General features: G+C 62.1%; 13 protein-coding genes. 11 read left to right on the top strand and 2 right to left on the bottom strand.

Translation table 11 applies throughout. From position 1 onward, the window contains the following. Positions 1–160: 160 nt before the first annotated feature. The 8 genes from I2I05_RS14710 (at position 161) to I2I05_RS14745 (ending at position 9,519) form a co-directional block, all read left to right on the top strand. Positions 161–646 (top strand): hypothetical protein, encoded by a 486-nt coding sequence (locus I2I05_RS14710; protein WP_196283036.1) that lies wholly within the window; start codon positions 161–163, stop codon positions 644–646. A gap of 188 nt (positions 647–834) precedes the next feature. Then, complete coding sequence (locus tag I2I05_RS14715) at positions 835–1,782, top strand: heavy metal-binding domain-containing protein (protein ID WP_196283037.1); 948 nt, start codon at positions 835–837, stop codon at positions 1,780–1,782. A gap of 39 nt (positions 1,783–1,821) precedes the next feature. Then, positions 1,822–2,649 carry a DUF305 domain-containing protein gene (locus I2I05_RS14720; RefSeq protein ID WP_196283038.1) on the top strand — a complete coding sequence of 276 codons (828 nt, stop codon included), beginning with the start codon at positions 1,822–1,824 and terminating at the stop codon, positions 2,647–2,649. A gap of 96 nt (positions 2,650–2,745) precedes the next feature. Next, entirely contained in the window at positions 2,746–3,972 is a 1,227-nt protein-coding gene (locus I2I05_RS14725) for a TolC family protein (protein ID WP_196283039.1), read from the top strand. Between the two features lies 1 nt (position 3,973). Continuing rightward, positions 3,974–4,591: a hypothetical protein gene (locus tag I2I05_RS14730; protein WP_196283040.1), complete on the top strand. Its 618-nt coding sequence runs from the start codon at positions 3,974–3,976 to the stop codon at positions 4,589–4,591. Continuing rightward, on the top strand, positions 4,575–5,720 hold the full coding sequence (locus I2I05_RS14735) for an efflux RND transporter periplasmic adaptor subunit (protein WP_196283041.1): 1,146 nt from the start codon (positions 4,575–4,577) through the stop codon (positions 5,718–5,720). The genes I2I05_RS14730 and I2I05_RS14735 overlap by 17 nt, the downstream gene beginning before the upstream one ends. A gap of 211 nt (positions 5,721–5,931) precedes the next feature. Next, positions 5,932–9,153, top strand: coding sequence for an efflux RND transporter permease subunit (locus I2I05_RS14740; protein WP_196283042.1), 3,222 nt, complete (start codon positions 5,932–5,934; stop codon positions 9,151–9,153). Positions 9,154–9,312: 159 nt separating this feature from the next. Further along, positions 9,313–9,519 carry a heavy-metal-associated domain-containing protein gene (locus tag I2I05_RS14745; RefSeq protein WP_196283043.1) on the top strand — a complete coding sequence of 69 codons (207 nt, stop codon included), beginning with the start codon at positions 9,313–9,315 and terminating at the stop codon, positions 9,517–9,519. Between the two features lie 221 nt (positions 9,520–9,740). Here I2I05_RS14745 and I2I05_RS14750 read toward each other — a convergent pair whose 3' ends face one another. Further along, positions 9,741–10,397: a hypothetical protein gene (locus tag I2I05_RS14750; RefSeq protein ID WP_196283044.1), complete on the bottom strand. Its 657-nt coding sequence runs from the start codon at positions 10,395–10,397 to the stop codon at positions 9,741–9,743. 303 nt (positions 10,398–10,700) lie between these two features. On the opposite strand from I2I05_RS14750, the gene rluF reads away from it, so the two are divergent. Continuing rightward, complete coding sequence (rluF, locus tag I2I05_RS14755) at positions 10,701–11,723, top strand: 23S rRNA pseudouridine(2604) synthase RluF (protein ID WP_196283045.1); 1,023 nt, start codon at positions 10,701–10,703, stop codon at positions 11,721–11,723. A gap of 14 nt (positions 11,724–11,737) precedes the next feature. Here rluF and I2I05_RS14760 read toward each other — a convergent pair whose 3' ends face one another. Beyond that, positions 11,738–13,018 (bottom strand): S41 family peptidase, encoded by a 1,281-nt coding sequence (locus I2I05_RS14760; protein ID WP_196283046.1) that lies wholly within the window; start codon positions 13,016–13,018, stop codon positions 11,738–11,740. A 93-nt stretch (positions 13,019–13,111) separates the two neighbouring features. Between I2I05_RS14760 and I2I05_RS14765 the strand changes: the two genes are divergently transcribed. Beyond that, the gene (locus tag I2I05_RS14765; RefSeq protein ID WP_196283047.1) at positions 13,112–13,948 is read left to right on the top strand and encodes a hypothetical protein; all 837 of its coding nucleotides are present in this window, start codon (positions 13,112–13,114) and stop codon (positions 13,946–13,948) included. A 63-nt stretch (positions 13,949–14,011) separates the two neighbouring features. Beyond that, positions 14,012–14,986 carry a 23S rRNA (adenine(1618)-N(6))-methyltransferase RlmF gene (rlmF, locus tag I2I05_RS14770; RefSeq protein WP_196283048.1) on the top strand — a complete coding sequence of 325 codons (975 nt, stop codon included), beginning with the start codon at positions 14,012–14,014 and terminating at the stop codon, positions 14,984–14,986. Positions 14,987–15,026: the final 40 nt, after the last annotated feature.

Consider the following 15,026-nt stretch of genomic DNA (forward strand, 5'->3'; position numbering starts at 1 on the left):
GGCTGAAACTTTGCCTGCCCGCTATCTACAACCCAATTTGGAGTGCTGGCTGAACGCGTGGTGGCTTACCCCTAGTAGGCGTTGCGCCGAACTGTGGCGGCGGGGCAGCTGTTTGCATTCCAGCCAGACCTTCTACTTTTGCGGTTGCTTAGTCGCTGTCATGTTCCGTAGCCTGTTCCTTTTCCGACGCTTGCTGGCGACGACCTTTTTGGCCGTCTTCGTCAACGTGTTCGTGGGCCAGTGCTACTGCGCCGGCATGACCCCGCCAAAGGCAGCAAGCGCCCTGAAGCAGGAACCGGCGGCCAAGCCCCTGCCGATGAAACCGGGCCACGCCTGTTGCAAAGCAGGAGGCAAGCAGAAACCAGCAGCGTCTGAACGCAGCAGCTTATCGCCCCAGCAGAAACAGTCCGACCAAGGCAACTGCTGCAAAGACAAGTCGACCAAGCTGCTCTCGACGCTGGCAGCCCCCGTCGAGAAGCAGTTAGTTGCCACTAGCCCGGCCTTGTTGCCGGAGGCCACGGCCTTCCACTTTCGCCCGGCTGCGGGCCAGTGGGACCGTACCAGCGCGGTTGTTCTGGTGCTCCGCGAGCACCTGCCGCCCAAAATACCCGATATCCGCATTTTCATTCAGTCCCTGACAGTCTGATTGTTCTGACGCGCTGAGGCTCGCCCCGGCATAGCTGTGCTATGCTTGGGGGCGAGCCTTTTTGTTGGCCCGGCGCCCGGGGCGCCCTTCCTCCTCCTCACGGTTTTTCTTGCTTTCCTGATAACTAGTGTCTCCCTGCCGCAGTTGGCAGCGGGCAGCCCATTCTGTTTCATTCAAATTCGCATTTTATGTTTCGCATTTCCGTTTCCCTGCTGGCTCTGGCCAGCGTATTTGCCACCGCCAGTTGCTCCTCCGACTCTGCCTCGAGCAGCTCAACCGATACCGTGACCACCGCCACCAACGGCCCGGCCGAAGGCACCGCCGAACACGCCGGGGGCCACATTTACTCCTGCCCCATGCACCCCGAGGTGACGAGCACCAAAGAGGGCGAAAAGTGCCCCAAATGCGGCATGAACCTCGAACACACCGACAAAGTAGCCAACGGCAAAACCTACCAGATGCAGTTTGCGGTGCAGCCCGCGCCGCCGGTGGCCGGCACGCCCGCCACGCTCAGCTTTAAGCCCCAGGAAGCCGGCAACGAGGCCGCGCCCGTGCCGCTGGCTGTGGTGCACGAGAAGAAAATCCATCTCATCATCGTGAGCAAAGACCTGGGCCAGTTCTACCACGAACACCCCGAATACACCGCCCAGGGCGACTACCGCGTGCAATACACCTTCCCGAAGGGCGGCGACTACGTGCTGTTTCAGGACTACACACCGGCCGGGGCCGGCCACCAGCTGGGCCGCCAGCCCCTCACGGTGAAAGGCGCGGCGTATGCGCCGGTGAAGTTCAAAAACGACGACATGCAGTGGGCGCAGGACGGCTACCAGGCCACGCTCTCGTTTGACAAGGCGCTGACCGTGGGGCAGCCGCTGGGCATGCAAATCACCATCAGCAAGGGCGGGCAGCCGGTAACGGACCTTGACAATTACCTCGGCGCGCTGGGCCACGTCGTGGTTATCAGCGAAGACACGGAGCAGTACCTGCACGTACACCCCAATGAGCAGGCCGACAAAGGCCCGGCCATCGGCTTCAACACCAACTTCGAGAAGCCCGGCCTGTACCGCGTGTTCCTGCAGTTCAACCACGGCGGCAAAATCCACACCGGCGATTTCACCATCAACGTGAAGGGCTAAGTTCCCGGTCGTTTTTCATCTTTTAACCCCACCCAACCAATGAAAATTTCCGCTTATTTCCTGGCCGCCCTCTGTTCCGGCGCCCTCTTGCTGAGCAGCTGCAACCGCGACCAAGCCGCTGATACCACCACCACGGATACCGCCGCGGCCGATACCATGGCCGCCGGCATGGACCACTCGGCAATGGACCATTCGGCCATGGGGCACGCGGCCACGGACGCCGCCAACCCCTCGCCCCTGCTGGTGGCTATGAATGACATGATGGCCAAAATGGAAGCCGTCAAGATGAAGGGCAACGCCGACCACGACTTTGCGAACCACATGCTGCAGCACCACAAGGGCGCCGTGGCCATGGCCGACCTGGAGCTGCGCGACGGCAAAGACGCCACCATGCGCCGCATGGCCGAGAAAATAAAGGCCGACCAACTCAAGGAAATCAGCGAGCTGCAAGCCGCGGCCGAACGCCTCGACCGCGCGCCCGCCAACTACAAACCCCAAGACCCGAGCGACCCGTTCGCCAGCAAAATGAAGGCGTTGATGACGAGCATGATGCAGAACATGCCGGCCCCGGCCACCGACCCGGACCTGAATTTCAACCAGCTCATGACCGTGCACCACCAAAGCGCCGTGGACATGGCCCAGGCCGAGTTGGCCCACGGCACGGACACGCGCCTCAAGGAAATGACGCAAAAAATGCTGACTCAGCAGCAGAAGGAAATCCAGCAATTCAAGGCCTGGTATGCCAAAAAAGCGCCAGCCAAAGCCGTGAGTGCGGCTTATACCTGCCCTATGAACTGCGAAGGCAGCGCCAGCACCAAGCCCGGCGATTGCCCCAAATGCGGCATGGCCCTGGTGAAAAAGTCATAACCGTCGCTGGGCATTTCGGACCTCCTGCCGCTGGGGTTTTGGAGCGCCCACCGATGGCTATGGCCAAAGCACGACGAGCAAATTTTAGCTGAGAGTATGAAGTATTTTGGAGTGACCTGGTTGGTGCTGGCGCTGCTGCTGAGCGGCGCAGCGGCGCACGCGCAAACCGCCGTCGTCAGCCTCGACAGCGCCGAAGCCGTGACGCTGCGTCGCCATCCGCGCCTGCGGCAGTCGGACCAGGAGATTGCGGAGCAGCGTGCCCTCAAGCGCGGCGCTTTCGCGCCGGCCAACCCGGATTTCCTGTTTGCGGCGCCCACGGGCGAGATGTGGGCGCCCGGCGTGGTCCAAACCATCGACTTGCCGAACGTGTACCGGCGGCAGGCGCAGGTGGCGCAAGCCGGCATCGGTTTGGCCGAGCGCGGCCGTGAGGTGAGCCGGGCCAGCGTGCTGCGCGACACCCGCCTGGCCTATCTGAACCTGCAATTTGCCGAAGCTCAGGTGCGGCAGCTCACCTACCAGGACAGCCTTTTTCGGTCCCTGCGCCTGGCCACCGACCGGCTGTTTGCGGCCGGCGAAGTCACCTCGCTGCAGCGCATCAGCACCGATGCCGAAGCCCGGCAGGTAACTGTGCTGCTGCAACAAGCCACCGAAGACCGGCGCGCCGCGCAGCGCCGCTTGGGCCTGTTGCTGGGCCGGCCCACCGCCCCGCTCGCCACCAGCACCGACCTGCGCCAAAGTGGCCCCGCGCTGGCCCAAACCGGTGCCGCGCTGCTCGGCGGTCTGCCCGCCGACGACAGCAGCGCCCTGGTGCAAAGCCCCGCCCTGGCCTACGCCACCCAAAACGTAGCGCTGAGCCAGTCGGGCATCAGTTTGGTGCGGGCCCGGCGCACGCCGGCCCTGACACTGGGTTACCAAAACCAGGGCTTTGAAAACTCTCCCATCCGCTACCGCTTCCAGTTTGGCGTATCGGTTCCCGTCTGGTTCTGGACCTACCGCGCCCAGCTACAGGCGGCCACGGCCCGCACGCAAGCCGCCGGCTACCAGCTGCAAACCCAGCGCCTGGAGCTGGGCAGCCAGTACCAGCAGGCCCTGGCCGATAGCCGCAAGTTCTCAACCTCGCTGGCATACTACGAGCAGACGGGACTTCCGCAGTCAGCGGCCATCATCAGCCAGTCGCAGCGGTTGTTTCGGGCGGGGGAAATCAGCTACCTGGTTTTGATACAGAGTTTGAATCAGGCCTTCACCATTCAGAATACTTACTTGACCACCATCCGCGACTACCGGCAGGCCTTGGTGGAACTTAACTACCTACGGGGTCAATAACATGAAACAGCTCGTAATGCTACTGCTGGGCCTGTTGCTCATCGGCCCGGCTCACGCCCACGGGGGCGAAGACCACGGCGACCACGCCACCGCTGCCACGCCGGGCGGCGCCACTACCTTCTCGGTGGCGGCGCTGTCGGCACAGTTCGAGGTGCTGCTGCGCTATGAGCCGCTGGAAGGCGGCCAGCCCGCGCACCTGCGCCTGTTCCTGTCCGACTACGCCACCAACGCCCCCATCAAAGGCGCCAAACTCACCCTGACCACCCCGGAAGATGCCGCCCTGAAATGGACCGCGACGGAGCAGGAGCCCGGCATTTACATGGTGGAAGGCCAATTCCCAGCCAACAAAACCTACAGTTTCGCGGCCAACATCGTGGCCGGCGAACGCGCCGACTTAATGCTGCTTGAAGGCATTGAAGTTGGTGAAAAACTGCCGGTGGCGGCAGCTCCGGCCACGGCAGCACCCGGCTTGTTCTCGTCCTGGAAAACCGTGCTGGCCCTGGTGGGCGCTTTTGCGCTCGGCATCGCCCTCACAGCGTGGCTGATGCGGCGCCGACGTCCGGCGCGGCCCGTTGCTATTTCAAATCCAACTCCTGCAGTCTATGAAAAGCAAGCATAAACTCCTGGCCGCTGCGGCCACGGCCGGACTGGTATTGACAGTGCTGCTGCCCCCGCCCGCCGCGGTGCTGGGCCACGATGGCGAAGACCACGGCAACGAGGCCAAAGCCGGCACCGGCGTTGCCCTTACCGACGAGGTGCTGCTGCCCAAGGAAAGCCAGTTTCTATTCGAAGTGCGCACCAATCTGGCCAGCTACTCTACTACCTACAGCCGGGCTACGCTCTTCGGCAACGTGTCGGCAGCGGCGGGCGGCGAAGGCCGCATTGTGGTGCCGCAGGCCGGCCGCGTTGTAATTTTGGCGGCGCAGGTGGGCCAAAAGGTAGCGGCCGGGCAAACGCTGGCCATCATCGAGCAAACGCTGGATGCCACCCAGCAAATCGGCCTCAGCACCGAGCGGGCCAATGCCCAGGCCGAACTGCGCGCCGCGCAGCAAGACTACGCCCGCCTCCAAACCATCGCCGACATCGCCGCCCGTAAGGACGTAGTGGCCGCCGAGCTACGCCTGCGCCAGGCCCGGCAGAACGCCAGTATCTACAACGGGCAGGCCCAGCAGCGGCGTGTCAGCATTACTTCGCCCATCGGCGGCACGGTGGACGTGTTTAATCTGGCCGTGGGCCAGCAGGTGAATCAGGGCGACGAGCTGTTTCGGGTGCTTAACCCCGGCAAGCTGCGCGTAGAAGCTCAGGTATTTGCCCAGGATTTAGCTAAAATCACGCCCGGCGCGCAGTTTCGAGTCGAAGGATTGCAGGGACAGGCCAGCGCGCCGGCCCGACTGGTGGTGTTCAGCAACGTGGTGAACCCCGTGAACCAGGCCCGCCAGCTGATTTTGGAACTGGATGGCGCCGCCGGCAGCCCGTACCGCCCCGGCCAGGCCGTGAACGTACAGGTGCTGGGCCAAAGCGACAGCGGCCAGAAGCAGCTGGTGGTGCCCACTTCGGCCGTCACCGACCTCAACGGCAAGCCCGTGGTGTTTGTGCACACCGAGCCCGAGCGGTTCAAAATTCGCTACGTGCAGCCCGGCGCCTTCAACGGCCAGCAAACCGTGCTGCGGCAGGGCGAAGTGAAGGAAAACGACCGGGTGGTGAGCACGGGCACGTATCAGCTCAAGTCCATTTACCTCAACCAATAAGCCGAACGACAAACTCCCCTCCTTGCCAAGGAGGGGATGTTCGAGCCGCAGGCTCGAACGGGGGTGGTTGCGCTCGTTGCACGATTTTAGAATGACGCCCGAACGACTCGTCCCAACTACGCAACCGGCGTAACCACCCCAGTTGCGACTGCAGTCGCAACGTCCCCTCCTTGGTAAGGAGGGGAGTTTCGTTCTTACTTCTCCATAGTAAATGCTCGACAACATAATTCGCTTTGCGCTGCAAAACCGCCTGCTGATGCTGGCCTTTGCCGTGGCGTTGCTCGTGGCCGGCTCCTACACGGCCCGCCAACTGCCCGTGGACGTGCTGCCCGACCTTGACCGGCCCCGCGTGACCGTGTTCCTGGAAACGCCCGGCATGGCTCCCGAGGAAGTAGAAGCCCTGGTGACGCTGCCCGTGGAAACGGCCCTGAACGGGGCCACCGGCGTGTCGGCGGTGCGTTCTAATTCGGCCATCGGGCTGGGCATGGTGTTCGTAGAATTTGACTACGGCACCGACATTTTCACGGCCCGCCAGATTGTGAGCGAAAAGCTGCAAACCGTGGGCGAGCAGCTTCCCACCGGCATTACGCCGGTGCTGGGGCCCATATCGTCGGTGATGGGGCAGATTATGCTGGTGGGCCTGTCGGGCGGCCCGCAAACCAACGCGGCCGACCTGCGCACGCTGGCCAACTACACCGTGCGCCAGCGCCTGCTCAGCATTCCGGGCGTGGCCCAGGTCATTCCCATCGGCGGCGACAACCTGCAGTACCAAGTGCTGCTCGACATGGCCCGCCTCAATGCCACGGGCATCACCGTGAACCAGGTGGAAGAAGCCCTGCGCAGCTCCAACCTCAACACCACCGGCAACTTTTTCGACCGGCAGGGCTCCGAAGTTCTCATCCGCAACCTGGGCCGGCTGCGCTCGGTGGCCGATATCGAGAACATCATTGTCGGGTACCGCGAGCAGTCGCCGGTGCGCGTGGCCGACGTGGCCAACGTGGAATTTGGGGCCCGCTTCAAGCGCGGCGACGGCAGCGTGAACGGCAAGCCAGCCGTCATTCTCAGCATCGAGAAACAGCCCGGCGCGACCACTGTGGGCCTCACCGCCGCCGTAGAGCAAGCCCTGGTTGAGCTCAAGCCCTCGCTGCCACCAGACGTGCAGGTGAATACCCGCCTATTCAAGCAGTCGGAGTTCATCGAGTCGTCGATAACGAACGTGGAGGAGGCGCTGCGCGACGGCGCCATTCTGGTCGTCATCGTGCTGTTTGCCTTTTTGCTGAACGTGCGCACCACCTTTATTTCGCTGGTGGCCATTCCGTTGTCGCTGCTGGTCACGGCGCTGGTCTTTCGCGTAGCGGGCATTTCCATTAACACCATGACGCTGGGCGGCTTGGCCATTGCCATCGGCGAGCTGGTGGACGATGCCATCGTGGACGTGGAAAACGTGTACCGCCGACTGCGCGAAAACAAGCAGCTGCCCCAGCCACGGCCGGTGCTCAAGGTCATCTACGCGGCGTCGAGCGAGGTGCGCAACTCCATCGTGTACGCCACCATTATTGTGGTGCTGGTGTTCCTGCCGCTGTTTGCGCTGGAGGGCATGGAAGGTCGCATTTTCGCCCCGCTGGGCATTGCTTACATCACCAGCATTGTGGCCTCGCTGTTCGTGTCGCTCACCGTGACGCCGGTGCTGTGCTACTACCTGCTGCCCAAAATGAAGCAGATGGACCACCCCGAAACCGACGGTGGCTTGGTGCGCTGGCTCAAAAAGAAAGATACCCGCCTGCTGCATTGGGGCCTGCAGCGCCCCAGACTGGTGCTCACTGCCACGGCGGTGCTCTTCGGAATGGCGGTGGCCATGGTGCCCTTCTTTGGCACCGAGTTTCTGCCGCCCTTCAACGAAGGCTCGCTCACGGTAAACTTCTCGGCCCCGGCCGGCACCTCGCTCACCGAGTCCAACAAGCTGGGCACGCTGGGCGAAGCGCAAATGCTCAAGATTCCGGAAGTGGCTTACACCGCCCGCCGCACCGGCCGCGCCGAGCTCGACGAACACGCCGAATCGGTGAACAACTCGGAAATCGAAGTGGCCTTCAAGACCGAAGCCGAGTTGGAGAAGGAAGGCCGGAAAATGCGCAGCCGCGACGAAATTTTGGCCGATATGCGCCAGAAGCTCGGCCTGATTACGGGCGTGAACGTAAACATTGGCCAACCCATTTCCCACCGCCTCGACCACTTGCTGAGTGGCGTGCGGGCCCAGGTGGCCATCAAAGTATTTGGCAACGACTTGCTGGAGCTGCGCCGCTTCGCCAACGAGGTGCGCGACGCCGCCAGCACGGTGCCCGGCGTGGTTGACCTACAAGTCGAGAAGCAGGTGCAGATTCCGCAGTTGCTCATCCGGCCCCGCGACGCGGCCCTGCGCGCCTACGGCATGGAACGCGGCGAAGTGGTGCGCGACCTGGAAACCCTTTTTCAAGGTTCCGTGGTGTCGCAGATGATAGACGGGCAGAAGCGGTTCGACCTCGTTGTGAAACTGCCCGAAAGCCAGCGCAACGACCTGGCCGCCATCGGCCAAACCCGTATTGAAACCCCCACCGGGGCCCTCATTCCGGTGAGCCAGGTGGCCGATGTGGTGTACGAGCCCGGCCCGAACACCATCAACCACGAAAACACCCAGCGCCGCATCACCATCTCGCTGAACGTGGCGGAGCGCGATTTGGGCTCCACGGTGAAGGAGATTCAGGCGAAAGTCGGCCAGCAGGTGAAGCTGGCGCCGGGCTACTACCTCACCTACGGTGGGCAGTTTGAGAGCCAGCAGTCGGCCTCGCAGAAGATTTTGTGGCTGAGCTTGTTTTCGCTGGCCGGCATCTTCCTGGTGCTGTTTTCGCACTTCAAATCCAGCTACATGGTGGGCCAGATTATGCTCAACATTCCGCTGGCCCTCATCGGCTCGGTGGTGGCGGTGCTGCTCACAGGCGGCACGTTCAGCATTGCCTCGCTGGTGGGCTTCATCACGCTCACGGGCATTGCCTCACGCAACGGCATCATGATGATTTCGCACTACATCCATTTGGTGGAGCACGAAGGCGAAAAGTTTGGCATACCGATGATAATTCGGGGCTCGCTCGAACGCCTAGTGCCCGTGCTGATGACGGCCTTGGTAGCTGCGCTGGCGCTGGTGCCGCTCACGCTGGCCAAGGACGCGCCGGGCAAGGAAATTCTATATCCGGTAGCTACCGTGATTCTCGGCGGCCTGCTCAGCTCCACTTTCCTCGACATCATCGTGACGCCGGTGGTGTTTTGGCTGGTGGGCGAAAAAGCCCTGGCCCAGTACTTCGCCGCGCACCAGGAAACCGGCCTCGGCGACCACCCGCAGGAGCTCGACGCGCCGCCGCTCACGCCGCCGTCGGACCTAAATCCGGTGCTGCCCGTGCGCTAATTGGGGACTGGGAATCAGGCTTGATTCATGTGCCTATGGGCCAAATCCTGACCGTTAGAAGCCTAATGCTATACCAGCCCCAGCGCACGCTCAGCTACTTTTGACTGTTTCTTTTATTTATTGACCCCGCCTGCTTCAGGCACTTCCGCTTTCGCTTTTATGAAAACGCTCCAATTCAAAACCAACATCAACTGCAACAACTGCATCCGGGCCGTAACGCCCACGCTGAACGGCGAAAAATCCATCACTTCCTGGCAAGTAGACACAGCCAACCCGGATAAAGTCCTGACCGTTACCGGCGATTTAACCGAAGACCAAGTTGTGGCGCTGGTAGAGGAAGCCGGCTTCAAGGCGGAAAAGGCATAATTGCCAGTTTTTCGAGCATGTTGGTGGACTGAGAATATTGGTTTCCGTCATGCAGAGCGCCGCGAAGCATCTTGCTCGGGGTAGTAAGCCAATCGTTAGGGTTAGTGGCAGCACGCGAGATGCTTCGCGGCGCTCTGCATGACCCAATAATATAACTTCCCTAAAAAAAGAAGCCCGTTCCAGAGTTGGAACGGGCTTCTTTTTGTCTTGGTAAGCGGTGACTAGAACAGCGGCTTTTTCACCTTGCGGTTGCCGTTTTCGTCGATTTTGATTTTTGTGCCGTCGGCCAGCTTCACTTTACGCGAACCGTCGTCGTCCACCTTCACTTTGGCGTCGTTCATGTACTTGGTTTTGCGGTCGCCGTCGCCTTCACGCTCCAGCTTTTTGATGCCCGAGCCCTGGCTTACGCTATTGGTGCGGGTGCCGGTGTTAGCCGTGGCCACGCGAGCCGGAGCCACCGAGTACGGGCCGTCGCCGTAGTTGGCGCGGTTGGCCGAGTAGGTGTTGTAATACTCGGGGTTGTTGAGCGTGGTGCGGACTTCTTCGTCGGCGCGGTCGTTGGCTTCGCGGATGGCGAGGTAGCGGCCCGTGGTGTCGGTGGCGTAGCGGGTTTCGAGCTCGCCCAAGGTCCGGCCGCGGGTGTAGTAGGTTTTTTCGATGCGCGTCACCACCACGGTGTCGGTCAGTTTGAGGTCTTCGGCCACCCGGGCGGCGAGGCGGCGGGCGTCGTCACGGGCAGTCACGTCGTCGGTCACGACCACCGCCGTATCCGCGCCAACGGGCGTGGTCGTGGTGGTGGTTTCGGTTGTTTTTTCTTGTTGGCAAGCGGCGGTGGCCATGGTGGCAGCCACCAGCAGGCTCAGGACTTTGGTATTCATGATTGCAAAAAATAAGCGTACAAAAAATGCAATGCTGCATTTTTTGTACGCTGATACGGCTTGGTTTACGCCGAGGTTGTTGAGGAGCTTAGGTGCTCACGGTTTCGTCACCGTTGGGGTGCCGGGTTTGGCCGGTGCGATAGCGGCGTCCTGGACAGAAGTAAAAGGCCACCCTCAGGATGATTAACGGACGACTTCTGCCAACGCGGGGCACCGAGCGAGGTCGACGCAAGGGCCGTGCCTACGCTGGGCTTTCTAACTTGCGGGTTGTAGCCCGTTATCCCGTTTTATTTCCGTTCGCCGATGCCACCCATTTCCTCCACCCGCCTCAATAAATTCATCAGCGAAAGCGGCTTTTGCTCCCGCCGCGAAGCCGACCGATACATCGAGCAGGGCATGGTGCTGCTCAACGGCAAGCCGGCCCAGGTGGGCGACCAAGTGGGCCCGCGCGACCGGGTGAGCGTGAACGGCCACAAGCTGGAGCCCAAGCAAGCCGAAGATGCCGTGTACTTGGCCTTCAACAAGCCGGTGGGCGTGACCAGCACCAGCGAGCCCGGCGTGCGCGGCAACATCGTGGACTACGTGAACCACGCGGCCCGCGTCTTCCCCATTGGCCGGCTCGACAAGGATTCATCGGGCCTGATTTTCCTAACCAGCGACGGCGACATCGTGAACAAAATCCTGCGCGCCGGCAACAAGCACGAAAAGGAATACCTCGTGCAGGTAAATCGGATTCTCTCCGACCGCATGTTGGAGGAAATGGCCCAAGGCATCCCCATGCTCGGCACCGTCACCAAGCCCTGCCTGATTGAGAAGGAAACCCCTTACATCTTCCGCATTACGCTGGTGCAAGGGCTGAACCGCCAGATTCGCCGCATGGTGGAGCATTTTGGCTACGAAGTGGTGAAACTCGAACGCGTCCGCATCATGAACGTGACGCTGAAAGGCCTGCCCGTGGGCGACTGGCGCGAGCTAACCCCGCAAGAGCTGGCCGGCATCATGAAAATGGTGGCGAAATCGAGCGGTACCGAAGACGCCTCGGGCGGCCGGCGCGCCCCCAAAAGCGGCGCCCCCAAAACACCCGCTGTGGACCGCCGCCCCAAGTCCGGCCCGCCCTCGCAAAAGAACCCTTCCGCGAACGGCTGGTGGGGCCCCCGGCCCGAAAAAGCGGCCGGCCCGGGCGCCAGCAAGCGCCCCGCCAAAGCCGGCCCTGGAGGCGCGGCCCGTCCCAAGAGCAAAGGCCCCAGTGCCACCGGCAGCCGACCCGCCTCCAAAGGCAAAGCTGCCCCGGGCGGACGCAGCAAAGGGCCCGCCCCCCGCCGCTAAGCGTTTAGCGCTGCTTATTTTTTCTGCTTGGCTAGCAAATCAAGGGCTTTCCCCAATACTGGGTCTGTGGCGGCAGATTGGCCTTTAGCGGCAGTTTTCAAGTCGATGTAGACCGGCGGGCGGAAGGTTTCGCGGGGCTGGCCCTTGACGTGGAAGAGCCGCTCGGCCGGAATATTGAAACCGATGCCAGAATTGGGCAAGCGATAGGAGTAAATAGCTCCGTTGAGCTGGGCCATTTCGGTACCGACCACGGTGGCGCGGCCCAGCGCATCGAAGCCGATGGCCAAGCCCTCGCCCATGCTGCCCGTCCAGCGGCCCACCAGCACCACCAGCGGCCCGGCATAGCGCGGGCCGCGGGGCACCACGTACTCGAGCCAGATGCGGCGGATGCCGGTCTGGGTTTCTTCTCCCGTGAGCTCGTGGCGCTGGTACGGGCCTTCGCTGGCAATAAACCGCCCCATAATGGCCCGGGCTACCGTGGAGTTGCCCCCGCTGGGTGTTTCACGCAGGTCCAGTATCAGGCCCTGGGTTTCCATCAGGGCCGTAAGGGCGCTGTCGAACGGCGCGATAAGGCCGTTATCAAACAGGCAGTTGTTGATTTTGAGGTACCCCATGTTGCCAATTCGCCGGGCTTCGAGGCGGGAAGGGTAGGTGATGTTTTCGAGCTTCATGATGGGCTCATCAGGGCGGGCCGTGAGGGGGCGGCCGTCGGTCCGCAGGGTCCAGGTGCGGGGGCTGAGGTGGTCGCCGGCCAGCAGGTGGCGTAGCGCAAAGTTGCGCGCAGCGGCATCGGGGCGCCGTAGCGCGCGGGGCAGAAACGGACGGATAGCCTCCTCTACCAGCACGCCATTTACCTGCGTAAACACCATTCCGGGGCGTACGCCGCTGCGCTCGGCCCCAAGCCCGGGCCGCACAGCGAGGACCACCGCCTCGTTATTCACAAACTCCGCCCAGACGTCAGTCCCGGAAGGCACGAGGCGCCGCGAATCGAGGCGGTTGGTGCCGAGGCCCGCGTGGTCGTCGTATAGCTCGGCCAACGCGTATTCGAGCAAGCGGACAAAGGCTCGGCGGCTACTCAACGTATCGAGTTGGGGGCGGTACAGGGCCCGAACTTGATTCCAATCGGTTTGCTTTTGGGCGAAATAGCAGTAATCGGTTCGGATGGTGTTCCAGAAGTAATCGAAGTCCTGCTGGTACTGCTGGCGCGTGAGGGGCACTTTTTGGGCCCTTGCCCCGCCCGGAGCGAGTAGCAGGCAAATGAAGCCAATAACCAGATGCAGGAAGCGTTGATTCATGTTTGTAAAGAAACATGGGCATTGGTTAGCAAGGGTAGCAAGGACAAGAGTAAGCGGGAATCAAATCCGGCTGTTTCGGGGTTAGGTTTGTTGATGAAGCACGTATTCCTGGTCTTATTGCTGTGGCTGCCGTGGCCCGCTTCGGCGCTTGAGCCCCTCGAGCCGCTGCAGATTGCCGAGCAGTTTGTGGCCCCCGGGGGCTGGCCAGCCATGAAGGAATACCTCTGCTGCGAGGCCGCGGGCCAAGCCAAGCGCGAAACCCTGGGCCAGCAGATTCCGGCCCGCCTCCAACGCGCGTGCCAATTGGTGCAGCAAAGTCTTAGTACTGCTGTTGTCGCCGTGGAACTACGTGACTCGATAGACCGCAAGGATTTTTACCTGCACTTCGGCAAGGAAGCGGGTTCTTGGAAGCTACTTGCCATTCGTAACCTGGCCATGACACACCTGGGGCCGCCCATGGTCGAAATCCTGGCGGGCATGAAACCGGCGGAAGTAGCCGACTACGACCTCAAGCACCCCGACGCCAGCCACGCCTTCACCTTGGGCAACCTCAAGCTGTGGACCAGCGCCGATGCCGACATTGCCGCGCACTTCACCAGCAACCGCCCCGATTTTCAAAAGCTGCTGCGCCTGGTGCAAGCCGGCAAGTATTTCGCTTCCGCTCAGTCCCTCTCCCCATCTGCCGGCGAGCAAGCCGCCAACGCCGACCCAGCCGTGCACGACCTGCTGCGCAAGCTGTTTCTGGCCCAGGTCACGCGCCGCGAAACCGAATGCACCAGCTGCCTGGAGTTCGTCATTGGCGGCAAAGTGAGCAGCACCGTGGGCTTGCTCTACCAGCCCACCAAAGCCCTGCTCCCGGCCATGCACCCCGACCGCCTCATCGTACTCAAACCCTTGGGTGATGGCTGGTATCTGTATAAAACCGTTTGAGAGTCGCGACCCCGGCCCGTGTGGCAGGCTTGGTACCTTTGCGGTCCCACCGCACCGCTCCCCATGAAGCCACCACTCCCCGCCGCCGCTCTTGAGAAAGACCAGTTGCACCCGCGCAACCCGCACCGCGCGGCCTACGATTTCCCACAGCTTAGCCAGCGCAGCCCCGAGCTAGCCGCTTTTGTGCAGGCCAACCAGTACGGCAACCTGTCGATTGATTTCGCCAACCCCGCCGCTGTAAAGGCCTTGAACCGGGCGTTGCTGCGGCAATTCTATGGCATTGAGCACTGGGATATTCCGAAGGGCTACCTCTGCCCGCCCATCCCTGGCCGGGCCGATTACGTGCATTATCTGGCCGATTTGCTGGCGGAAAGCAACGGCGGCACGCTGCCGCACGGCGAAGAAATTACGGTGCTCGACGTGGGCGTGGGTGCCAACTGCATTTACCCCATCATCGGCCGGCGCGAATACGGTTGGCACTTCGTGGGCTCCGATGTGGACGGCGTTGCCGTGCGCGCCGCCCAGCAAATTGAGGCGGCCAACCCCAGCCTGGCCGGCGCCATCGAGTGCCGGCTGCAACCCGCTCGCACCCGCATTTTCGACGGCCTTATCCAAGCCGGCGAAGTGTTCGACCTCACGATGTGCAACCCACCGTTTCATGCCTCAGCCGCAGCCGCGGCCGCCGGTAGCCAGCGCAAAACCGCCAACCTAGGCACTAGTCGCGGCCCGCGGCCGGCCTTGAACTTTGGCGGCCAAAACAATGAATTGTGGTGCGAAGGGGGCGAGGCTTCCTTCATTCGGCGCATGGTGCAGGAAAGCGGCCGGCGGCCCCGCTCCTGCTACTGGTACACGAGTTTGGTATCAAAAAAAGAAACCCTTCCGGGCGTATACCGAGCCCTGAAAACCGCCGGAGCCACCGTCGTGCGCACCATCGACATGGCTCAGGGCCAGAAAAAAAGCCGCCTCGTGGCCTGGACTTTCCTCACGCCCGCGCAGCAGGCTAAGTGGCAAGCTGAGCGGTGGGCAACTATTCACTAGCAGACCCGATGAACGCGCCTTAATATTGCGTATCTTCGTA

It is taken from the genome of Hymenobacter jeongseonensis, from assembly GCF_015694725.1.
Taxonomy (GTDB): domain Bacteria; phylum Bacteroidota; class Bacteroidia; order Cytophagales; family Hymenobacteraceae; genus Hymenobacter; species Hymenobacter jeongseonensis.

Bases quoted from the DNA above. Each gene is read 5' to 3' on its own strand.
- I2I05_RS14740 (WP_196283042.1), top strand. From the start codon at position 5,932: ATGCTCGACAACATAATTCGCTTTGCGCTGCAAAACCGCCTGCTGATG.
- I2I05_RS14765 (WP_196283047.1), top strand. From the start codon at position 13,112: ATGAAGCACGTATTCCTGGTCTTATTGCTGTGGCTGCCGTGGCCCGCT.
- I2I05_RS14710 (WP_196283036.1), top strand. From the start codon at position 161: ATGTTCCGTAGCCTGTTCCTTTTCCGACGCTTGCTGGCGACGACCTTT.
- rlmF (WP_196283048.1), top strand. From the start codon at position 14,012: ATGAAGCCACCACTCCCCGCCGCCGCTCTTGAGAAAGACCAGTTGCAC.
- I2I05_RS14715 (WP_196283037.1), top strand. From the start codon at position 835: ATGTTTCGCATTTCCGTTTCCCTGCTGGCTCTGGCCAGCGTATTTGCC.
- I2I05_RS14750 (WP_196283044.1), bottom strand. From the start codon at position 10,397: ATGAATACCAAAGTCCTGAGCCTGCTGGTGGCTGCCACCATGGCCACC.
- I2I05_RS14730 (WP_196283040.1), top strand. From the start codon at position 3,974: ATGAAACAGCTCGTAATGCTACTGCTGGGCCTGTTGCTCATCGGCCCG.
- I2I05_RS14735 (WP_196283041.1), top strand. From the start codon at position 4,575: ATGAAAAGCAAGCATAAACTCCTGGCCGCTGCGGCCACGGCCGGACTG.
- I2I05_RS14720 (WP_196283038.1), top strand. From the start codon at position 1,822: ATGAAAATTTCCGCTTATTTCCTGGCCGCCCTCTGTTCCGGCGCCCTC.
- I2I05_RS14725 (WP_196283039.1), top strand. From the start codon at position 2,746: ATGAAGTATTTTGGAGTGACCTGGTTGGTGCTGGCGCTGCTGCTGAGC.
- rluF (WP_196283045.1), top strand. From the start codon at position 10,701: ATGCCACCCATTTCCTCCACCCGCCTCAATAAATTCATCAGCGAAAGC.
- I2I05_RS14760 (WP_196283046.1), bottom strand. From the start codon at position 13,018: ATGAATCAACGCTTCCTGCATCTGGTTATTGGCTTCATTTGCCTGCTA.
- I2I05_RS14745 (WP_196283043.1), top strand. From the start codon at position 9,313: ATGAAAACGCTCCAATTCAAAACCAACATCAACTGCAACAACTGCATC.